The organism is Marinobacterium aestuariivivens (assembly GCF_042661465.1).
GTDB lineage: Bacteria > Pseudomonadota > Gammaproteobacteria > Pseudomonadales > Balneatricaceae > Marinobacterium_A > Marinobacterium_A aestuariivivens.
In genome coordinates, this window is sequence record NZ_JBHSWE010000001.1 from 1,462,640 (window position 1) to 1,483,955 (window position 21,316).

19 protein-coding genes and 3 pseudogenes are annotated in these 21,316 nt (G+C 60.7%); 16 read left to right on the forward strand and 6 right to left on the reverse strand.

Annotation, left to right across the window (positions count from 1 at the left end):
• Positions 1-90 precede the first annotated feature (90 nt).
• On the forward strand, positions 91-600 hold the full coding sequence (locus ACFQDL_RS07695; RefSeq protein ID WP_379908498.1) for a P-loop nucleotide/nucleoside kinase family protein: 510 nt from the start codon (positions 91-93) through the stop codon (positions 598-600).
• A 372-nt stretch (positions 601-972) separates the two neighbouring features.
• On the opposite strand, the gene ACFQDL_RS07700 is transcribed toward ACFQDL_RS07695, so the two are convergent.
• From ACFQDL_RS07700 to ACFQDL_RS07710, 3 genes and pseudogenes are all read right to left on the reverse strand, one after another.
• Positions 973-1,656 carry an MmgE/PrpD family protein gene (locus tag ACFQDL_RS07700; RefSeq protein WP_379912952.1) on the reverse strand — a complete coding sequence of 228 codons (684 nt, stop codon included), beginning with the start codon at positions 1,654-1,656 and terminating at the stop codon, positions 973-975.
• Positions 1,638-2,402, reverse strand: a pseudogene (locus ACFQDL_RS07705) (MmgE/PrpD family protein); the annotation flags it as partial. The pseudogene ACFQDL_RS07705 and the gene ACFQDL_RS07700, both read right to left, overlap by 19 nt.
• A complete protein-coding gene (locus ACFQDL_RS07710; protein ID WP_379908499.1) occupies positions 2,365-3,726 on the reverse strand; it encodes an MmgE/PrpD family protein in 1,362 nt (453 codons plus the stop codon). The gene ACFQDL_RS07710 and the pseudogene ACFQDL_RS07705, both read right to left, overlap by 38 nt.
• Before the next feature lie 173 nt (positions 3,727-3,899).
• Between ACFQDL_RS07710 and dctP the strand changes: the two genes are divergently transcribed.
• The 15 genes and pseudogenes from dctP (at position 3,900) to ACFQDL_RS07785 (ending at position 17,713) form a co-directional block, all read left to right on the forward strand.
• A complete protein-coding gene (gene dctP, locus ACFQDL_RS07715) occupies positions 3,900-4,640 on the forward strand; it encodes a TRAP transporter substrate-binding protein DctP (RefSeq protein WP_379908500.1) in 741 nt (246 codons plus the stop codon).
• Positions 4,637-4,972 carry a type 2 periplasmic-binding domain-containing protein gene (locus ACFQDL_RS07720; RefSeq protein WP_379908501.1) on the forward strand — a complete coding sequence of 112 codons (336 nt, stop codon included), beginning with the start codon at positions 4,637-4,639 and terminating at the stop codon, positions 4,970-4,972. The genes dctP and ACFQDL_RS07720 overlap by 4 nt, the downstream gene beginning before the upstream one ends.
• Positions 4,973-5,133: 161 nt before the next feature.
• Positions 5,134-5,721, forward strand: coding sequence for a TRAP transporter small permease subunit (locus tag ACFQDL_RS07725; protein ID WP_379908502.1), 588 nt, complete (start codon positions 5,134-5,136; stop codon positions 5,719-5,721).
• 4 nt (positions 5,722-5,725) lie between these two features.
• Positions 5,726-7,009: a TRAP transporter large permease gene (locus tag ACFQDL_RS07730; protein WP_379908503.1), complete on the forward strand. Its 1,284-nt coding sequence runs from the start codon at positions 5,726-5,728 to the stop codon at positions 7,007-7,009.
• Positions 7,010-7,282: 273 nt separating this feature from the next.
• Positions 7,283-8,002, forward strand: a complete 720-nt coding sequence (locus tag ACFQDL_RS07735) for a hypothetical protein (protein ID WP_379908504.1) — start codon at positions 7,283-7,285, stop codon at positions 8,000-8,002.
• On the forward strand, positions 7,983-8,678 hold the full coding sequence (locus ACFQDL_RS07740; protein ID WP_379908505.1) for a LysR family transcriptional regulator: 696 nt from the start codon (positions 7,983-7,985) through the stop codon (positions 8,676-8,678). Before ACFQDL_RS07735 ends, ACFQDL_RS07740 begins: the two co-directional genes overlap by 20 nt.
• Entirely contained in the window at positions 8,597-8,890 is a 294-nt protein-coding gene (locus ACFQDL_RS07745) for a LysR substrate-binding domain-containing protein (RefSeq protein ID WP_379912954.1), read from the forward strand. The genes ACFQDL_RS07740 and ACFQDL_RS07745 overlap by 82 nt, the downstream gene beginning before the upstream one ends.
• A 389-nt stretch (positions 8,891-9,279) precedes the next feature.
• Positions 9,280-9,891: an HTD2 family dehydratase gene (locus ACFQDL_RS07750; RefSeq protein WP_379908506.1), complete on the forward strand. Its 612-nt coding sequence runs from the start codon at positions 9,280-9,282 to the stop codon at positions 9,889-9,891.
• A gap of 84 nt (positions 9,892-9,975) precedes the next feature.
• Positions 9,976-11,139, forward strand: a complete 1,164-nt coding sequence (locus ACFQDL_RS07755) for an acyl-CoA dehydrogenase family protein (protein WP_379908507.1) — start codon at positions 9,976-9,978, stop codon at positions 11,137-11,139.
• A 75-nt stretch (positions 11,140-11,214) separates the two neighbouring features.
• On the forward strand, positions 11,215-12,417 hold the full coding sequence (locus ACFQDL_RS07760; protein WP_379908508.1) for a CaiB/BaiF CoA transferase family protein: 1,203 nt from the start codon (positions 11,215-11,217) through the stop codon (positions 12,415-12,417).
• A gap of 12 nt (positions 12,418-12,429) precedes the next feature.
• Entirely contained in the window at positions 12,430-13,263 is an 834-nt protein-coding gene (locus ACFQDL_RS07765) for an HpcH/HpaI aldolase/citrate lyase family protein (RefSeq protein WP_379908509.1), read from the forward strand.
• A 31-nt stretch (positions 13,264-13,294) separates the two neighbouring features.
• Entirely contained in the window at positions 13,295-14,044 is a 750-nt protein-coding gene (locus ACFQDL_RS07770; protein ID WP_379908510.1) for an electron transfer flavoprotein subunit beta/FixA family protein, read from the forward strand.
• Positions 14,044-14,985 carry an electron transfer flavoprotein subunit alpha/FixB family protein gene (locus ACFQDL_RS07775; RefSeq protein WP_379908511.1) on the forward strand — a complete coding sequence of 314 codons (942 nt, stop codon included), beginning with the start codon at positions 14,044-14,046 and terminating at the stop codon, positions 14,983-14,985. Before ACFQDL_RS07770 ends, ACFQDL_RS07775 begins: the two co-directional genes overlap by 1 nt.
• 329 nt (positions 14,986-15,314) lie before the next feature.
• Positions 15,315-16,996 (forward strand): annotated as a pseudogene (locus tag ACFQDL_RS07780) (electron transfer flavoprotein-ubiquinone oxidoreductase).
• 138 nt (positions 16,997-17,134) lie between these two features.
• Positions 17,135-17,713, forward strand: a complete 579-nt coding sequence (locus ACFQDL_RS07785; protein WP_379908512.1) for an O-methyltransferase — start codon at positions 17,135-17,137, stop codon at positions 17,711-17,713.
• Positions 17,714-17,845: 132 nt separating this feature from the next.
• Here ACFQDL_RS07785 and ACFQDL_RS07790 read toward each other — a convergent pair whose 3' ends face one another.
• The 3 genes and pseudogenes from ACFQDL_RS07790 to ACFQDL_RS07800 all read right to left on the reverse strand — a co-directional run.
• Positions 17,846-20,695 carry an ATP-binding protein gene (locus ACFQDL_RS07790; protein WP_379908513.1) on the reverse strand — a complete coding sequence of 950 codons (2,850 nt, stop codon included), beginning with the start codon at positions 20,693-20,695 and terminating at the stop codon, positions 17,846-17,848.
• A gap of 17 nt (positions 20,696-20,712) precedes the next feature.
• Positions 20,713-21,168: an adenylate/guanylate cyclase domain-containing protein gene (locus ACFQDL_RS07795; RefSeq protein WP_379908514.1), complete on the reverse strand. Its 456-nt coding sequence runs from the start codon at positions 21,166-21,168 to the stop codon at positions 20,713-20,715.
• Between the two features lie 44 nt (positions 21,169-21,212).
• Positions 21,213-21,290 (reverse strand): annotated as a pseudogene (locus ACFQDL_RS07800) (zinc-ribbon domain-containing protein); the annotation flags it as partial.
• Positions 21,291-21,316 lie beyond the last annotated feature (26 nt).

The window sequence follows — 21,316 nt, forward strand, 5'->3', positions numbered from 1 at the left end:
TCAAGCGGATCTTTGCGGGTCGTAGATTGAAGCAGGTATACTGCCCTGGACTAGCAATTTATAGCGGCGTTATGCGCCAACGGATAAAACATGAAGCAAAAAGGCAAACTGTTCTTCTTTTGTGGAAAAATGGGGGCAGGAAAATCCACCACCTCTAAGGTCGTTGCCATGGAAAACAATGCGGTGCGCATTTCCGAAGACGAATGGTTATCCGAGCATTACCCGAACCAGATTCAGACGTTCGACGACTACCTAAAATTATCTGGAGTCATTAAGCCATTTATCAAATCACTTGTACAAAGTATCTTGGATTCTGGTGCAAATGTTGTCATGGACTTCCCAGCCAATACAGTAAAGCAAAGGGCTTGGTTTATTTCTCTTTGCTCAGAAATAGGCTGTGGACATGAACTGCTTTTCCTTGACCTCACGGATGAACAGTGCCTTGCCCAAATAGCGAAACGTCGTATTGAACAGCCAGAACGTGCTCAATTCGATACCGAAGCCGTCTTTGCCCATGTTACGAAGTTCTTTGAACGTCCAGGTGACGAGGAATACCTTAATATCGTGCATGTAGCCGGAAACGCATCACAAAGCATTTAAGAAGGAATTCCGCAGCAGCATACCTGTTCCCGCGCTCCATTTTTATGTCGAAATTCAAGAACAAAGCTGAAACGGGGCCTTCTTTCAACCAGGTTATAAAATCCTCTTCATTGACATGAAGTGTAGCCTGCCTGCGCTCAACAACATCAACTCCATACATCTCAACCGCCTCTATTCCCGCTCCCGAAGAGCGGTATCAAAAGCATATCGACCCGCTCCATATTTTTTGGAAAAACCACATCAGTATTCAACAGGAAGAGCCGAGACAAGGGAACCTGTACGGCTGTGACTTTACGGTCATCTGCAAACCGGGAATGGCTGCTGAGGCGCAAGGCCCCAGCGTCCGGGATTGGTCTTGGTGAATAGCCAGGCTCAGAGATCCACCAGGGCCTCCAACCCGGCGAACAGCGACAGTGGTACCGAACCGGAAGACGGCAGGCCGAGAATCGCCTGCTCGAAGTCCGCCGCCAGTTCATCGGCCACCCCGGCATGCGCCAGCAACTGCCGAAACTTCCTGCGGCTGGCCGCAGCATCGACCGGATTCTCCGGATCGCCCCGGGCCGAAAGAACGGACTGTTCGATACAGTCGCCCGTCCGGGTGTAAAGCCGCACCCGGCAACCGAAGCGCTGTGGAAATTCGGCACTGATATCGGGCGCCTCGAAGACCGCGATCTTGCGCCGCAGACGACCGATGACGGCATCGTTCAGCGCCTCGCCTTCATAGTCCTGGAGTTCCGGCTCGCCCTTGCTCAGTGCGACGGCGAACGCATGCTGCAGACTGAATCTTGCCCGGTGCGGGCTGTCCGGTACTGCATCGTCGCAAAACTCCACCGCGCTCCTGTAGGTCTGCATTTCGACACGGTCGACCTCGTCGGTGGATACCGCCGGGCGGTAGCGCAGCGCGGCCTCGACGACCGGATGCGTATGACGACAGCCGGGCCAGGGTTTCTCGCTAACCTCCTCGATCTTCCAGTCGCCGGCGCCGGTCTGCCCGAGGGCCTCGGCCCGGGCCCTGGACGAGGTCGCCGCAAGCAGCCCCAGTTCTCCCTCGATGATCTGTCGCGGCGCCGGAAAGCCGACCCTGCCAGGTCTGCGGCCAGTACACCGCTCTGAGCCGCCCGGGCCGTGGCCAGCTGCTTGGCAAAGCCCTGTTCGAGCCGGCATTGCCAGAGCCCGCTGGCCTGCATTCCGGCCAGGCCGACCGCATCGGCAAACCGTTCTCCATCCAGCGCCATCAGGCTGGCGGCCGCCACCGCGGCGCCGAAAACGCCGCAGGTCGCTGTGCTGTACCAGTAGCGGTAGTGATCAGGCCCCGCAACCTCGCCGACGCGAATGGCTGCCTCATAGCCCCTGACGATCGCCGCCAGCAGCGCCCCGGCGCTACTCGATTCCCGTTGCGCCACCGCCAGCGCCGCCGGGATCACCGTATCGCCCGGATGCACGATCGCCATGCGGTGAAGATCATCCATCTCGAGGATGTTGCCGAGAGCGCCATTGACGAACGCCGCCACAGACGCCTCCCGCCTGCCGCCGCCGATGCAGGGCACCGGCCCCGCCGGCAACGCCCGTGCATAAACGGCAACGGCCCTGCCCGGCGCCTCCCCGGCACCGGCGGTGGCACAGCCCAGCCAGTCGAGCAATCGATAGGCGGCCAGCTCCCGGGCCGCCTGGCTGACCTCTCGATGTAACAATTCCATGAATTTATCGGACATGATCAAACCTCCGGGTCGGGCCAAGCACCCAACCCGATGTTGTGAGAGCGCCTTATGCCTGACACAGCAGGTCCAGCAGCGAACGGACATCCTGGACCTCTTCCAGATTGTCCACCAGCGCGATGACGCCTTCGGCCGCCTCCGCCGCGGCCACGTCCGGAACCGATAACCAGTTCGACCTGAATTTTTGCAGGTGCTGGTCGCGGCTCAACGGGCTGGACGGCGAACCGGGCATATCGTCGATATCCGCCACCAGCCGTCGACCGTCACTCAGTTTCAGCTCCACGGCGGCGGGGCCGAGCGCGTTGGGATCGTCGTTTGGCTGCGCGATGACCTCGACCCGTTGGCCCAGCGCATGGACAGCAGCGTCACCGAGCGCGTCAGTCCTGAAATCGGCGGGGCCCAGCGACCCCTGCAGCAACGTCCGGGCGACACAATACTGCAGGCAAAGACGCGCATAATTGGGCGCCATACCGGGAAGCAGCGGGCGGCCGACGAGCCGCGCGGTGAGCGGTGTGACATGGGCACGAACGGACTCGATCTGTTCGACTTCGAAAGAATGCCGGCGCCGGAGTTCTATCACCGCTGCGATCGAACCCTGGGTCGCGCGCCCGGTCGGGAACGGCTTGTGGGACACCTCTGCGATACGCCAGACCCGGCCGAGCGCCGAGACGACCGGGGCGACATCGTATTCGCCCTCGAACAGGTTGAAGAAGCCGAAACGCCCCTCCAGCACGTTGCGTGGCGCGATCAGCCCCCGCGCCGCCAGATCGCAGGAGACCACGGCATTGCGGGTATTGAAACCGATCTGCAGGGCCAGCAGCATACTGCCCTCCTCGTGGGACTGCATGGTGCCGCAACTCTGCCCGTACAGCGTGCCGAAGGCATTCAGCAGCGTTTCGCGATCGAACCCCAGCAGCCTGGCCACCGCCGCGGTTGCCCCGAAGCCGCCGGCGGTGCCAGGGCGGAAAAAACGCAGCGGCGACTTTGAGGCCACGCCTATGCCACAGGAGACGTCGGCACCCAGGACGATCGCCTCGATCAGGCGTCGCCCGGAGATCCCGCCCTCGCGATCGAGAACGGCCAGCGACGCGCCCAGGATCGAGGCCATCGGGTGAACGACGGCCCCTTCGTGCACACAGTCGAACTCGGAATTGTGGATCTGAAAGGCGTTGGCCAGGGCTGCGACGGCGCAGGGGTGGCGCGTACTGCGACCCAGCACCCGGCTGTCGTCGCTGCTCCCCCAGCCCGCAATACAGTCATCGAGTGCATCGGCCCACTGTCCGTGAACGCCGGAAAGGCCGACACCGATGGCATCCAGCAGAAATGTCTTGGCGGCAGTGACGGCTTCCGGTGGCAGGTCATCGTACGTACGCCCGACGACATGATCCGTGAAATGCGCTATTGCATCCATATTCGAACCCTTTTATATGTTTTAATCCAATACCCCCAGTTAATCACAGCCCGGCGACGCACACCTATAACCATCCGGCATATCTGGTACGCGGTTTACATATTGCAACACCCTGGCCACGGCTCTAATGTGAAATTTCACAGCAATGCTTTTCCGGCCAAGAGGTTCAGAAAATGAATAAAAATACCGCACGCAATGCCAGAGCAATAATGTTGGGCTGCCTGATCACCGCCTCGGGTGCACAGGCAGCCGATATATCCGAGCAGACATTGAATTATGTCGGCACCTTTAGAAGCCTCGCGCTGTTTCAGAACTTTGAAGGCCCTTTCTGGCAGGAAGAACTGACCAAGGCCTCGGAAGGCAAGATCAAGACACAGGTGACAACATTCGCCGAGATGGGACTGGGCGGCAGCGAGGTTTTCAAGCTGCTGTCCAAAGGACTTTTCGATGTCGGATCGACCGTCGCCGGCTATTCGGTCGAGGAAGCGCCTGAACTCGAGGGACTGGACATGCCGATGATCGCGCCGCGGGTCGACCTGGCCAGAAAAGTCAGCGACAGCTATCGGCCGATCATGTCGCAAACCATTGCCAGGCGCTTTGACGGAGCCAAACTGCTCGCCGTCGTGCCCTACGGTCCCCAGATGGTGTTTTGCAATACCGCCATCTCCGAACTCGACGACCTGAAAGGCAAGAAAATCCGCGCCAGTGGCCGTACGACCGGCGAGTTCCTCGAAGCGCTCGGTGCCGAAGCGATCACGCTGAGCTTCAACGAGGTGCCCGGCGCCCTGCAAAGGGGCGTCATCGACTGTGCCGTCACCGCCCCCTGTCCGGGTACAACGGCGGCTGGTACGAAGTCTCGACGCACCTCTATCCGCTGGCGGTCGGCGGCTGGGACCATGTCGTCACCGCAATGAACGGCAAGAAGTGGGCTTCGCTGAACAGCGAAACCCAGGCCTGGCTGGAGGCGCAGACTCTCCGTTACGAACAGACCGTTTGGGACGCCGCTCAGTCAGACTTCGAGGAGGGTGTGAACTGCCTGACCGGCAACGGCGAATGCAAGCGGGGCGAGTCCGCATCGATGACGCTGGTCGCAACGAGCGAAGCCGATGTGGCCTATGCTGCAAGCAGGCTGGAGAAAAACGTCATCCCGGCCTGGGCCAACCGGGTCGACGACGCATCGGTAAACGAGTGGAACAGCACCATTGGCGCCATCACAGGCCTGGTCGCCAGGAAAACCGCCAACTGACGTCTTACCAGACCGGCCCGGCAGCACCTGCCGGGCAACGATCCGCGAAAAAACAGGAATAAGAAAAAACGGACGAGGTTTACTGAGAAGCGCCAACGGGGATGAACACACCAGAAAAAATCACGCGCGCTTCGAAAACTTAATTAAACCGGGTACAACAAATGTTTGAAAACTTAGCCCAAATACTCGATGCCGCCATCAATCGGGTAAATCAAGTATCACGCTGGATCGCAAGGCTAGGTGGTCTTATTCTAATCGCCACAGTTCTAATGATAGTCGTGGAGGTCTCATTCAGGAAGCTCGCGGGGCGATCCGTTTTTCCTGCAACCGAGATCTCCGGCTATTTCATGGCAATCATCGCAAGCTGGTCATTCGCTTACGCCATGCTGGAAAAAGCCCATATTCGAATCGATATTTTTTATATGAAGAGCAGCCACCGTCTGCGCAACCTGCTGGATATCCTGTCGATTTGCAGTCTTGCGCTGGTATGCGTCTACGCAACCGACGCTGCCATGGCCATCGCTTTCGATGCCTACGAGTCGAATGCCCGCTCGAACTCGCCGCTGATGACGCCGCTATGGATTCCCCAGACTCTATGGTTGCTGGGATTCGTCTGGTTCACGATTTCGGTATTTCTTCTGCTGCTCCGCGCCCTGGTTGCACTGCTCTGTCATGACCAGAGTCGCTTCACCAGCCTGCTTTCCAGTCCGTCGGTTGACGACCATATAAACGAGATATCGAGGAACTGACACCATGATTATTGCCTCAGTACTGACACTTCTGGCGTTGCTCGTTTTAAGCGTCCCCGTTGCAGCAACCTTGATCGTGCTTGCATTGGTTATCGACTATTTCTTTTCGAGTTTCCCGCTCTATCTTGCACTCGGTGATGTTCTTTGGTCGGCATCCAACAGTTTCCTGTTGATCGCGATTCCGCTTTTCATTTTGCTGGGCGAACTGCTGGTTCGCTCCGGTGTCGCGAAAAACACCTATATGGCACTTGAGTCCTGGCTTTCCTGGCTTCCAGGCGGACTTCTGCATGCCAACGTCGGCACCGCAACCTTCTTTTCCGCCACTTCAGGCTCCAGCGTCGCCACATCGGCAACCGTCGGAACCGTCGCCCTTCCCCAGGGCAAGCTGCTGGGCTATGACAGCCGGCTCTTCACCGGCTCGATCGCGGCAGGCGGCACCCTCGGCATCATGATACCGCCGTCCATCAACCTGATCGTCTACGGGTTCATCACCGAAACCTCGATCCCGAAGCTGTTCGCAGCCAGTCTTATCCCGGGCCTGATGCTGGCGACGATTTTCGTGGTCGGGACCGCTGTCATCTGTTCGCTGTATCCATCGATGGGCGGGCCAAAGCGCACCCATAGCTGGGCTGAACGCTTCAGGGGACTGGTCGAACTGCTGCCGGTATTGTCGCTCTTCGTCATCGTCGTCGGCTCCATCTATGCCGGCTGGGCAACCCCGACCGAAGCGGCGGCCATCGGCGTTGCGGGCGCGCTGGTACTGGCCGCCTTTTTCCGCACCCTGTCGATGAAAATGCTGTTCGACGCCCTGGAAGGGACCATGAAAACGACAGGCATGATCATGCTGATTATTGTAGCGTCCTACTTTCTCAACTTTGTGCTGGCATCCTCGGGGGTTACAAGGGAAATATCCGCCTTCATCGGTGCCAGCGGGCTGGATGCGTTCAGCACCCTGCTGCTGATCATCGCGCTCTACATCGTGCTGGGCTTTTTCCTTGAAACGCTGTCGCTGATGGTGATCACGCTGCCGATCGTCGCGCCCGTCATTATCTCGCTCGGCTATGACCCTCTCTGGTTCGGGGTCCTGGTCATCCTGCTGATCGAAATGGCGCTGATTACGCCGCCAGTCGGCCTCAACCTCTACGTGGTGCAGGGCGTACGCCGGGAAGGCTCGCTCAACGACGTCATGATCGGCGCGGCGCCCTATGTGCTGATGATGGTCATCATGGGCATCCTGCTGATCGCGTTTCCGAACATAGCGCTCTACCTGCCCGGCGTTCTCGGATAGCGCTTCACTTTGCGCATGCTTCGGGACGCGCACCGAAATTTTGTGCCGGAGCATGCCTTTTTATTTCGCCAATCCTCGCCAGCCACTACAGCGGGAACCGGCTGCCTCCGGATTCCGGCCCCGGCAGAACGATGCCTCTCGAGAATTACAGGAAAGGGTTATGATTCTGGCTCTGATATCCAAGGCGGTTCTGACCGCGCTGGTGATCCTGTCCGTCGCCAGGGGGTCGAGCGTCTGGGCCCCAGGTTCGGGGGCATTCTGGCCGGAGCGCCCGTGGTCGTTGGCCCGGCCTACTTCTTTATCGCTACGGAGAACGACAGCGCTTTTGTCGTGCTGGCCGCCCTGTCGTCGATGAACGCGATGACAGCGACACTGGTCTTTACGTCGATATACCTCGTCGTCTCGCACCGGGTTTCTCTGTGGCTGTCCCTGCTGCTGTCGTCTCTCGGCTGGCTGGCCTCGATCGCATTTCTGCTCCGGAACGTCGAGTCTGGCGTCGTCTCAACGCTGCTCTTTGCATCGGCCTTCGCTGCAGCCAAATGGCTGTCCAGGCGAATCAGGATGGACATGCCGCGGCAGAACACCCGAAACGGCGGCCTGGACATCCTCTGGCGGGCAGCCGCCGCCGGAATTCTGGTCGGTATCGGTACCGGGCTCGTCAGCTACACGGGGCCCTCCCTGTCCGGCGCCATCGTCGGTTTTCCGATCGGCATGACCACCATCCTGATAACGCTGCACCGCCGGCATGGTCACGCAGTTGCGCGCGCAACCATTGCCGCCGCTCAGACCGGTATGCTGAGCATTTTCAGCTTCCTGCTGGTACTGGCGTTTTTCCCCGACGCCTTTGAGACAGAGTTCGCTTTTGCGCTTGCCGTCTCGACGGCGCTGTTGACGACCTCTTTTTCCTGTTCGTTGACCGTGACTCCTTTCCTCCCGCCATGGGCAAAAGCAAGAAATAGAACCGGAGGCCGTCATGCATTTCGATCTACGTGACCTCGAACTTTTCATCAGCATCGCCGAATCCGAAAGCCTCACCCGTGGTGCGAAACGGGCTTGCATTTCACTCACGGCGGCCAGCACCCGCCTCAAGGGACTGGAGGAACAGCTCGGCAGCCGGCTGTTTTACCGCGAAACCCGTGGTGTCAGCCTGACGCCCTCCGGCACCCGTCTGCTCAGGCATGCCCGGTCCATTCTGCAACGGGTGGCGACCGCCAAGGCGGACTTTTCATCGCTCGATGACGGTCGTTCCGGCCACCTGCGCATCCTCGCCAATACCACGGCCGTCACCGAGATTCTTCCCGCGGTGCTGGCGGATTTTCTGGCACAGCGCCCCGGCGTCAGTATCGACCTGCAGGAAGCCCTTAACCGGGACATAGTCAGAACCGTGGTTGAAGGCTCCGCGGACCTTGGCATCGTATCGGACGAGGTCAGGGGAACCGGCCTTGAGGTGATTCCTTTTTCCACCGACAACCTTTTGCTGGCCGTGCCGGCCAACAGCCCGCTCGCGACCTGTGCGCAGATAAGTTTTTTTGACAGTCTGACAGCCCCCATCTCTGCCTTCATGAAGGCAGCAGTCTTTTCACTTTCCTGCAGTCGGTCACCCTCGAAATGGGTGCAGTGTTCAAGCCAAGGGTTCAGGTATTCGGATTCGAATCGATGTGCCGCATGATCGAGTCCGGAGTCGGCATAGGCGTTTTACCGGAATCCTGCGCCCGGCGCTATGCCCGGACCATGCGTCTGAAGCTCGTCGAGCTGACCGATACTTGGGCCAGACGCAGACGCTGCATGATTCACAAAGACCTGGAATCACTGCCGCTGTGTGGACAGGCTCTTATCGAGGCGATTATCGCGCGCTACAACCAGCCGGACCCGGACGTTTAACAGTCTCTATTTTCTTGCCCGTCATGTGCAGTGCGGGTTTATTTCGTACTGACCTGCCGCCAATGATGAAGTATCCAGGCTTCATGCATTAAGCCTTCTAATTAATAACATTTCAAAGACAACATCTTTCCCATTAAACATTAAATTCCGGCATAACCCCCTTCCATTCTAAAAAAGAGGGGCTTCAAAAAAGAAGAATTTTAATAGTAACTCCGTTGTAGCACTCTAGATTTAATACAAGAGAGAGATGCCATGAATATTGAATCAACCGCTGACTGGGCCGGTAGAAAAAGCCAGACGCTCGATACAATATCGGAGCTCCTGTGCAACCGTCTGGCCGCTACCTTCGATACCCCCAGACCCAAGAAGTACGACGACCTGCCCCCGCTGTGGCACTGGGCCTTTTCCAGGATCCGGCGCCCCAAAGCGCCATCGGTCCCGATGGCCATCCCAATATCAGCACCTTCATTCCCGGCATCGAGGGCTATGTACGCATGTGGGCCGGTGGCCGCGTCAAGTTCCTCGAACCTCTGAAAGTCGGCCTGGATGCGGCCCGCGAGTCCAGCATTATCAGGGTTACGGAGAAGGAGGGACGTTCCGGCAGGCTCGTTTTCGTCACCGTTCACCACGAGTTCTACCAGCAGGGCACGCTTTGCATCAGCGAAGAGCAGGACATCGTTTACCGCCCACCGGCCGCGGTGAAAAGCCAGGTTGAGCCTTTCGAGGAAACGTTCGACTGGGTCGATACGATCGAGCCGACTCCGGCATTGCTGTTCCGCTACTCGGCCGTGACCTTCAACGCCCACCGCATCCATTACGACTGGCCCTATGCGACCGGAGAGGAATCCTACCCGGACCTTGTCGTTCAGGGACCTCTGATCGCAACCCTGATGATCAGGGCCTTCACCGCCGCCAACCCCGGGCGACGTCCCACTTATCTGTCCTACAGGGGCTGCGCCCCTGACCGCCGAGCAGCGCTTCAAGGTATCGGGAAGGCATAACGAAGACGGCACCACTGCGCTCTGGGCATTCAATGAACGCGGCCTTGCACACCAGGCCGAACTCCAATACAGGGAGACCAACTGATGTTCCAGCACGATATCGATGCCATCAATGCAATACGTGAAGGCGTACGTGGCCTTTGCCAGAATTTCGATGCCGCCTACTGGCGCCAGGTCGATGAGGTCAAAGGTTTTCCCGATGACTTCGTCACCGCTCTGACCGAAGCGGGCTGGCTGGCTGCGATGATTCCGGAAGAGTTCGGCGGCTCGGGTCTCGGCCTTTCCGAAGCGTCGGTGATCCTCGAGGAAGTGAACCGCTGCGGCGGCAACTCGGGCACTGTGCACGGCCAGATGTACAACATGTTCACCCTGCTGCGTCATGGCAGTGACGAGCAGAAACGGCAATTTCTGCCGAAAATCGCCGCCGGAGAGCTGAGACTTCAGTCCATGGGCGTGACCGAGCCGACGACGGGCACCGATACCACCAAGATCAAGACCACGGCGGTCCGCAAGGGCGACAAGTACGTCATCAACGGCCAGAAGGTCTGGATCTCGCGCATCCAGCATTCGGACCTGATGATCCTGCTCGCCCGTACCACGCCGCTGGCCGAGGTCACCCGCAAATCGGAAGGCATGTCGATCTTCCTCGTCGACCTCGAGCATGCGATGGCCAACGGCATGACGGTGCAGCCGATCGCCAATATGGTCAACCACGAGACCAACGAGCTGTTCTTCGACAACCTGGAGATTCCCGCCGAGTGCCTGATCGGTGAAGAGGGCAAGGGCTTTCGCTACATACTCGACGGCCTGAACGCGGAACGCACCCTCATCGCCGCCGAGTGCATCGGCGATGGCCGCTGGTTCATCGACAAGGCCTCGAGCTATGCCCGCGAGCGCGAGGTCTTCGGGCGCCCGATCGGCAAGAACCAGGGCGTTCAGTTTCCGATCGCCCAGGCCCATATCGATGTCGAGGCCGCCGACCTGATGCGCTGGCGCGCCTGTCACGAATACGACAACGGTTTGAATGCCGGCGCCAGTGCCAACATGGCCAAGTACCTGGCCGCGGAAGCCTCCTGGAAGGCCGCGAACGTCTGCCTGCAGACCCACGGCGGCTTCGGCTTTGCCTGCGAATACGATGTCGAGCGCAAGTTCCGCGAGACCCGCCTGTACCAGGTCGCGCCGATCTCGACCAACCTGATCCTGTCCTACGTGGCGGAACACCTGCTGGAGCTGCCCCGCTCCTTCTAGGCCCCGCTTCCGTACGCCCGGCCTGTCCTGCAGGCCGGGGCTCACCAGCAACTTATCGAGAAAGGTGACACTTCGATGCAGAACAATCCACAAACAGGTCCGCTCGACGGCATCAATGTGATCAGTCTCGAGCACGCCATTGCAGCCCCCTTCTGTACCCGCCAGCTGGCCGACCTCGGCGCCAGCGTCATCAAGGTGGAGAGACCCGGCAGCGGCGATTTCGCGCGCGGCTACGATCAGCGGGTGCGGGGACTTGCGTCCCACTTCGTCTGGACCAACAGATCCAAGAAGAGCCTCACCCTCGATCTCAAGTCGGAAGACGCCAGGCCGGTCATGGAGGCCCTGCTGGAGAAGGCCGATGTACTGGTGCAGAACCTCGCCCCCGGTGCCGCCGCGCGCCTGGGACTCTCCTTCGAGCAACTCCACGAGCGCTACCCGCGGCTGATCGTCTGCAACATTTCCGGCTATGGTGAAGGCGGTCCCTACCAGGACAAGAAAGCCTACGACCTGCTGATCCAGAGCGAAGCGGGATTCCTGTCCACCAGCGGGCTGCCGGGGCCCGACGGCATGGCAAAAGCCGGCTGCTCCATCGCCGACATCGCAGCCGGGATGTACGCCTATACCAACGTGCTGTCCGCCCTGATTCACCGGCAACAGACCGGACTCGGCAGCGCCATCGATGTCTCCATGCTGGAGAGCCTCGTCGAGTGGATGGGGTATCCCCTGTACTATGCCTTCGAAGGCGCCGAGCCGCCGGCCAGAGCCGGGGCTTCGCACGCCACCATCTATCCCTACGGTCCCTTCATGGCGGGCGACAAACGTTCGGTCATGCTCGGACTGCAGAACGAGCGCGAATGGCGGTCGTTCTGCGAAACGGTACTGGAGCAGCCCGAGCTGGCGGACGACGAACGATTCTGTGCCAACTACAGGCGTTCGGAGAATCGAGACCTGCTGCGCGACCTGATTCACGAAACCTTCGGATCGCTGTCCTCGGAAGAGGTCGTTGCCCGTCTCGACAAGGCCCGGATCGCCAATGCCCGTGTCAACGACATGCATGCCGTCTGGGACCATCCGCAACTGAAGGCACGGCAGCGCTGGACCCGTATCGACAGCCCCAGCGGCGAACTGCCCGCACTGGCCCCTCCCGGGATCAACAGCGCCTTCACGCCGCGCATGGATGCGGTACCGGCACTGGGTCAGCACACCGGAGAGATCCTCTCGGCGTTGGGCTACAGCGAGGGCGACATTCAGCAGCTCAAAGACGCATCCGTTATCTGAGGGGAGTCCGACATGACAGTATCCAACTTAACACGATCGGTTCTGTTCGTTCCGGCCTCGCGCCCCGAACGCTTCGCCAAGGCCCTCGCCAGCGGTGCCGATATCGTTGTCGTCGACCTGGAAGATGCCGTGGCACCTGCCGACAAGTTGCCGGCAAGAACCGCACTGAAGCAGTACCTCGAAGACCATCCCGGTGCGTCCGTGATCGTGCGCATCAACGCCGCCGGCACCGGGTATTTCACGTCGGACCTGGATTTGTGCCGCCAACAGCCGGGCGTGAAGGCGATCATGGTCGCAAAAGCGCAGAGTGTCGAGGTACTGCAACTCGCCGCGGACACCGGCAAGCCGGTCTGGCCGCTGGTGGAAACCGCACTCGGTATCACCGAACTGCCGCGCATGGCCCGGGTGAAGGGAGTCGAGCGCTTCTGCCTCGGCGCCCTGGATCTGGGGGTGGACCTGGGTGTGAAGCCCGATACGGCCGGCGCACAGCTGCTGCTGGACCGGGTGCGCTGCGAGTTGCTGCTGCAGTCCAGGGTCGCGGGACTCGAAGGCCCGATCGAAACCGTCTATCCGTCGATCGACGATGAAACGACGGTGGAGCAGATCGCACGACAGGCATCCGAAATGGGCTTTGCCGGCATGCTCTGCATTCATCCCCGGCAACTGCCGCCGGTGCACCGGGGCTTCAGCCCGGAAGATGCCGAGCTCGACTGGGCGCGCCGGGTGCTTGCCGCCGCCGAGGGTGCCGAGGGGGCCTTCAAGGTCGATGGCAGGATGGTGGATGCCCCCGTCATCCGGCGGGCCCGCCTGATTCTGGGCCAGGCGGCAGACACCGCCACCCTTTGATATTTCAGCCAACAAATTACCGGGTAGAGTTATGAAAGTACTGGTTACGGTCAAGCGTGTGCTCGACTACAACGTCAAGGTACGCGTCAAGGCAGACCGCAGCGATGTGGATCTGACCAACGTTAAGATGGCACTGAACCCCTTCTGCGAAATCGCCGTCGAGGAAGCGGTGCGACTGAAGGAAGCGGGTACCGCCTCCGAGGTGGTGGTCGTCTCCATCGGCCCGAAGGCCGTACAGGAGCAGATCCGCACCGCCCTGGCGCTGGGTGCCGATCGCGGTATCCATATCGAAACCGACGCCATGCCGGAGTCCCTCTCGGTTGCCAAGCTGCTGGCCAAGGTGGTCGCGGACGAGCAGCCGGGCCTGGTGATCCTCGGCAAGCAGGCGATCGATTCCGACAACAACCAGACCGGCCAGATGCTGGCGGCGCTGACCGGCATGGGGCAGGGCACCTTCGCGTCCGAGGTGAAGATCGAAGGCGACGAAGCCCTGGTGACCCGTGAAGTCGACGGCGGTCTGCAGACCGTTGGCCTGAAGCTGCCGGCGATCGTCACCACCGACCTGCGCCTGAACGAGCCGCGCTACGCCTCGCTGCCGAACATCATGAAGGCCAAGAAGAAACCGCTGGACGTCAAGACCCCGGCGGACCTCGGTGTCGAGCTGCGCGCCCACACCGAGCTGCTGAAGGTCGAGCCGCCGGCCGAGCGCCAGGGCGGTATCAAGGTGGCTTCGGTCGAGGAGCTGGTCGACAAACTGAAGAATGAAGCGAAGGTGATCTGATGGCCATCCTGATTGTTGCAGAACACGATAACAGCACCCTGAAACCGGCCACCCTGCACGCGGTCACCGCGGCGGCGCTCGTTGCGAAAGAAAGCGGTGGCGACCTGGCCATTCTGGTCGCAGGCGAAGGCGCCCAGGCCGTGGCCGACGAAGCGGCGAAAGTCTCCGGCGTCTCCAGGGTCCTGCTGGCGGACAATGCCGCCTACGGCCATCAGCTGGCCGAAAATGTCGCACCGCTGGTCGCAGAGCTCGGCAAGGATTACAGCCATATCCTGGCGCCGGCCACCACCACCGGCAAGAACCTGCTGCCGCGCGTCGCCGCGCTGCTGGACGTCGGTCAGCTGTCCGACATCGTCGCCGTCGAGAGCGCCGATACCTTCAAGCGTCCAATCTACGCCGGCAACGCCATCGCCACCGTCAAGTCGCTGGATGCAATCAAGGTGATCACCGTGCGCGGTACCGCTTTCGATGCGGCGGCGGCAGAAGGCGGTTCGGCGACCATCGAAGCCGTGGGCGCCGCTGACGATGCCGGTATTTCCCGCTTCGTCGGCGAGGAAGTCGCCAAGTCCGACCGCCCGGAACTGACCGCCGCCCGCGTCGTCATCTCCGGTGGCCGCGGCATGGGCAACGGCGAGAACTTCGCGCTGATCGAAAAGGTCGCCGACAAGCTGGGCGCCGCCGTCGGTGCGTCCCGCGCCGCCGTCGACGCCGGCTTCGTGCCGAACGACATGCAGGTCGGCCAGACCGGCAAGATCGTCGCGCCGGAGCTCTACATCGCCGTCGGTATCTCCGGTGCCATCCAGCATCTGGCCGGCATGAAGGACTCCAAGGTGATCGTCGCGATCAACAAGGACGAAGAGGCGCCGATCTTCCAGGTAGCCGATTACGGTCTCGTCGCCGACCTCTTCGAGGCGGTACCGGAGCTGGAAAGCAAGCTGTAACGGACCAGCCTAAGGATCGTAGGATGGGTGAAGCGGCGCAGGGCTAGGGATGTCCGACACTGACGGATTCTGAGCGCCGTGTAACCCATCTTGGGCTGTCCGCACGCCGCGACAAGTCCCTGCATGCTGGGATCACAGTGCCATTGCGGCTTCACCCATCCTGCGATCTATGATGGGTTACGCCGCCGTCGGGGATCATCGCCTGTCGACAGCAATGGCAGGTGGCGGCTCTACCCATCCTACGAATGATTCACAGAATTCCTGACGGTCGGCGCCCGCCTGCCAAGGCAGCGCCGGTCGTGCAAAAACAACAACGAGGTGATTTCCCCATGAGCGAAGCCGTTCGCGAATCAATGGAGTTCGACGTCGTCATCGTCGGTGCCGGCCCCGCGGGTCTATCGGCCGCCTGCCGGCTGATGCAGCAGGCGCAGGAAGCCGAGCAGGAGCTGACGGTCTGCGTCGTCGAGAAAGGCTCCGAAGTCGGTGCCCATATCCTCTCCGGTGCGGTGATCGAGCCGCGGGCGCTGAACGAACTCTTCCCGGACTGGGCCGAGCAGGGGCACCGCTGAAAACCGCGGTCACCGAGGACCGGATCTATCTGCTGAAGGACGCCGAAAACGCCCGCCGCATCCCCAATGCGCTGGCGCCGAAGACGATGCACAACGACGGCAACTACGTCGCGAGCCTCGGCAACCTCTGCCGCTGGCTGGCCGAACGGGCCGAGGCGCTGGGCGTCGAGATCTTCCCGGGCTTCGCCGCCGCCGAAGTACTCTACCATGAGAATGGCCCTCTCAAAGGAAGTGTGAAGGGGATCGCCACCGGCGATATGGGGGTGACCGCCAGCGGGGAGCAGGGCCCGAACTACATGCCGGGCATGGAGCTGCACGCCAAATACACCCTGTTCACCGAAGGCTGTCGCGGTCACCTCGGCAAGCAGCTGATCGAGCAGTTTGCCCTGGACAAGGACGCCGACCCGCAGCATTACGGCATCGGTATCAAGGAACTCTGGGACATCGACCCGGCCAAACACCAGCCGGGGCTGGTGCTGCATGGCGCCGGCTGGCCCTTGTCCGGTGAAGAGCAGGGCGATACCAACGGCGGCTTCTTCCTCTACCATGCCGAAGACAACCAGGTGGTGGTGGGGCTGATCATCGACCTCAACTACAGCAACCCCTGGCTGAGCCCGTTCGACGAGTTCCAGCGCATGAAGCACCACCCGCTGTTCAGGCAGTACCTCGAGGGCGGCAAGCGCGTCTCCTACGGTGCCCGCGCCATCGCCAAGGGCGGCTTCAACTCGCTGCCGAAGATGACCATGCCCGGCGCGCTGCTGCTCGGCTGCGATGCCGGCACCCTGAACTTTTCCAAGATCAAGGGCACCCATACCGCGATGAAGTCCGGCATGCTGGCGGCCGAAGCGGTGTTCGAGGCGCTGGCCAGACACGACAAGGGCGGCCAGGACCTGACTGCGTTCAGCGAGAAGTTCGAGGACTCCTGGCTTTACGACGACCTGTTCCGCAGCCGCAACTTCGGCCCGGCGATGCACAGGTTCGGCACCCTGCTGGGCGGCGCCTTCAACGTCGTCGACCAGAATATCTTCGGTGGCAGGATCCCGCTGACGCTGCACGATACCCGCAAGGATTACGCGCAGCTCAAGCCTGCATACGAGTACAGGCCAGTCAGCTACCCCAGGCCCGATGGCAAACTCAGTTTCGACAAGCCGTCGTCGGTATTCCTGTCCAACACCAACCACGAGGAAGACCAGCCCTGTCATCTGCAACTGAAAAACAACGATACGCCTTTGCATAGAAACCTGCCGATCTGGGCGGAGCCGGCGCAGCGCTACTGTCCGGCCGGGGTTTACGAGGTGGTCGAGGACGAGCGGGGCAAGCGCTTCCAGATCAACGCCCAGAACTGCGTGCACTGCAAGACCTGCGATATCAAAGACCCGTCCCAGAATATCAACTGGGTGGTACCGGAAGGCAGTGGCGGTCCGAATTACCCCAATATGTAAAGCTGCGATATCAAGGGCTATCCCGGGGTCCGGGATATCAACAGGGTGGTACCGGAAGGCGGCGGTGGCCCGATCTACCCGAATATGTAGCGCCGCGATATCAAGGCTCAAGTACTATGCCGTTAGGAGGTATCCGCTATGGATTTAGAAAAATTCTTGTCCGACCTGGAAGAACTTGGAGCTCGAAATGACTCGGTTCAATCGGACAGATCCAAAAAATACCTGAATATCACCCCTGATACCGGTGAGTTCCTGTCAGTATTGATCAAGGCGACACAGGCGAAGACCGTACTCGAAGTGGGTACATCGAACGGTTATTCGACGCTCTGGCTGGCTTCCGCGGTACCGGATGACGGCCATGTCTACACGATCGAATATCTTGAATCCAAAGCGCGGGAGGCCCGCATCAACTTCGAAAAAGCAGGGCTGGATCGCCGTATCACTCAATTGGTGGGTGATGCGAGCCAGGAGCTTTCCAAAGTGCCGGATCCCGTTGATTTCATCTTTCTGGATGCCGACAGATCATCGTATCTGGCATTGGCCAAAACGTTTTTCGCACTTCTGAAACCCGGTGGCCTTTTGGTCTGTGACAATGCCGTGTCGCATGAAAGCGAGCTGTCCGATTTTGTTGACTGGATAAGGTCCCGAAGTGATCTATCGATGTCACGGGTTCCCGTTGGCAAGGGAGAGTTGTTGATTTACAAGGAAAGCATATAAATATTTAACAGGATCCGAATATACAGAACGCACCCGACGGCTTATCTGAAGACGCTGTCGGAGCCGACCACGGCCGGAAACCAGGCTCCGGCTTTACTCTTGCCTCCTCAAGCCGATGATCCCATCGCGCTCTTAGCAGGTCTGATTGCTCTGTCCGGGCCTGCTCTTTTTCTCCCCTTCTTGCGGTCTCGCCAGCAGCAGGCGGGCACGCTCGAGGTCCCGGGTGCCATTCCCCTCACTGAAGCTTCGGTAGATATTCAGCAAAGTACGGCGGTTTGCCGAGCGTTCCTCACCGCTGCCGAACAAGCGGCAACGTTCGAGCGCCACTCGCAGCTGCAGGGCTCTCGCCCCCAAGGTCTCGGCAATGCGCATCGCTTCATCGAGACATTCCGCCATCTCGGCCTGGCCGGCCGCCCCTTTCATTGCGGAGAAAATCGAGGCCCGAATGCTCAGGAGTTCCGGCAGGCAAAGGTACTCCCCGTTTTTCCTGGCCACCTCAATACCCTCGGCATTGACCGACAGCGCTTCCGCATGGGCGGGAATCGCTGCCAGCATGGCGGACTTGTAGCTGCAGTAAAGCGCAAGCCAGCTTTTTATTCCGGATTCCCGATATCGCTCGATCCACTCGAACGCCTCACTGCGCCCGGCCTCCGGAGCGAGCGAGCGGGCCTGACACCAGCCATGCATAATGTGGGCGCGGGTCAGCCATTGCCTGAACCCCATCTCCCCGGACAACGCTATCGCTTCGGACAAGAGTTCAATCGCGGTCGCATCGTCGCCGCAGTTCGCATGAACCTCCGCCGCGAAAACCAGTGCGAATGCCTGTTCGTAGGGCGAATCCAGCGACCTGGCCAGACAAACAGCCTCACGCGCCCTCTCTGTGGCCTGCTCGGGATACCCCTGATACCAGAGCACCCGCGCGACCAGCGCCAGGCCCGTCACCCCGGGATCCATGCCGAACTGCAACGAATGCCCCGCCGCAGGCCGGCAGGCATGGATCGCCACGGCTTCGTCCAGCGCCACTTTGGCCTCCCGCAGTTGCCCCATCGGGAAAAGCGTGCCCCCCAGCGCGAGCCGGGCTTCCATCAGAAAGGCATTGTCGCCCGCCCTCTGCGCCATCTCGACCAGTTCCTGGGCCAGGTCGCGCGCACGCCCCAGCCGACCACTTCCGAAGTGGTAGAGCCGCAGGCCGAAAACGACCTTGAAGAGGCTCTCCGGATCGTCGAGATGTCGAGCCAGCCAGAGCGCACGGTCATAGACGACCTCCAGCTCCGGTGCCGAGAACCCCTTCTGTGCCATCCAGGCCGTGCCCGATAGCAGCAGAAGCCGTAACTCGAGTTCGAGGTTTTCGACACTCTTCTCGAGCCCCTCAAGAACCTCGAGGGCCTTTTCGACATAGTCGATCGCATCTGCATGCAGTCCTCCCTGCTGTGCCCTTTTTGCGGCCATATACAGATACGTCAGTGCCCGTGGAGCATCGGCACCTGCCAGGAAGTGGAACGCCAGAGCGGGACTCTGATCGTTCAGCTGGCTTGCGTAAAAGGTCTCGAACGCTGAACCCACCCTAAGGTGAAGACTGGTACGCTGCTCCTTCAGCAGGGACTCGACAGCAACCTGAGAGATCAACGGATGCCGCAGGCCATACTCGAGTTCGGGAAAGGCAGGCTTCTCAACGATAAAGGCATTGCGTGCCAGTCGGTCCAGTTGCCGCCTGAGCTCCGCTTCTTCCGTCTCCGCGACCCTGATCAGCAGGCCGACAGGCACATCCCTGCCAATGATAGCCATCAGCTGCAGCAGGCTTTTGTCCCGCGGCTCCAGGGCGTCTATGCGCGCCGACAGAATCGATTGAACGGTGGCGGGAATTGCAAGGTCGCCGTGTGTCGACGCAAGCCCGAGAGCGCCCCGGTCGCCCCGGAGGACGCCCTGCTCTATCAACGACTGCACTACCTCTTCGAGAAACAGGGGATTTCCCGAGGCTCTTGAAATGATCTGTGACTTGATCTGCGCAAGCCCCGGCCCGGTCCCCAGAATGCAGTCCAGCAGCGCTTTCGACTCGAGCCGGGCAAAGGGGCGCAGAACAATCGGTTCGCAGATGGCCCGGGCCCGAATATCCTCCATGATCCCGATCCGGGCGCCCAGAATGACCAGTATCCTCCGCCCCTGCAATCTGGCCGACAGTTTCATCAGCAACTCCAGCGACTCGTAATCGGCCCACTGAACATCATCGACCATCAGGACAACCGGTCGCGTCTGCGTCACGCTCTCCAGCACCTGTTCCATCGCAACCTCGACTCTGGAACGCAAGACGCCTGTATCCGCCTCGAACGGCCTGCCACCGGCATCACCCGAACCAATACCCAGCAGGCCAAGTACCGGGGCGCTCAGGCCCGCCTGCCGGCTCTCGTTACGGTACCATACCTGCCGAAGCTTGCGTTCGATCGCCGCCTGATCGTCACCCCCGGCGATATCGAGCAACTGCCTCAACAGCGATGCCACGCAGTGATAGGTCATGCCCCGGTCATAGGCCGAAAGGCTGACGTCCAGGACCCTGCAGGGCCTGTCTATCCGTCTTTTGAACTCATGGATCAGCCGCGTCTTGCCGATGCCGGGCTCGCCGAAGATTCCCACCATGTTACCCGCACCGGCGCAGGCATCCCCGAACCTCGCGCACAACCGCTCGAGCGGTTCGCCGCGGCCGATAAAAGGCTCCAGCCCCCTGCCTCTGGCGACACCGAAGCGACTGCCGACAGGCCCGGGTCCCAGCAGCCTGTGGACCCGAACGGTCTCGTCCATCCCTTTCAGCAAGACGGCGCCTTCATCGGCGTAACGGAAGTAGTCTTTCGTCAGCCGATGGGTCGACTCGCTCACCAGTGTCCATCCGGGCTCGGCGATGGCCTCGAGCCGGCTCGCCAGGTTGACCGTATGACCGATCGGATCATAGTCGGTCGAAAGGCTCTCGGGCTGTACCGCGCGAACCACCACCTCGCCGCTGTTGATGCCTATCCGGATGGCCAGCCTCCCCTGCCCGCACGGTTATGCCGATGCAGCATTTCAAACATTCTGAGCGCCGAATAAAGCGCGCGCTGCGCATGATCTTCCTGTGAAACAGGGGCACCGAAGAGGGCGAGAATGCCGTCGCCCAGCGATTTGGCGACGTAACCGTCGAAGTGATGGATGGCCTCCATCATCAGCAGCAGAACGGGGTCGATGACGAGCCGTGCATCTTCCGGATCGAGCCCGCGCATGAGGCTCGTCGACTCCGCAAGATCCGCAAACAGCACCGTGACCAGTTTGCGCTCGCCGGCACTGAGCCCCCGGGCCTGCATCGCTTCACGCTCTGCGAGAATTCGCTCCACCAGGTAGTGGGGGTGTACCGGATCGGTGCGTTCCGGCAGCCCGCGCCGGGCTCCAGACCGCTGATTTCCGGCGTCAACTGGTGTCCACAGTGGCTGCAAAAACGCGCCCCCACGCCTGCTGCCGCACCGCAGTACCCGCAACGTCCTGCTATGAAGGCACCACAGGCTTTGCAGTAACGGCGACCGCTGTCGTTTTCGACCCCGCATTGTGCGCACTGCATAGGGCTCCGCCCGAAGCGGCCTCGAG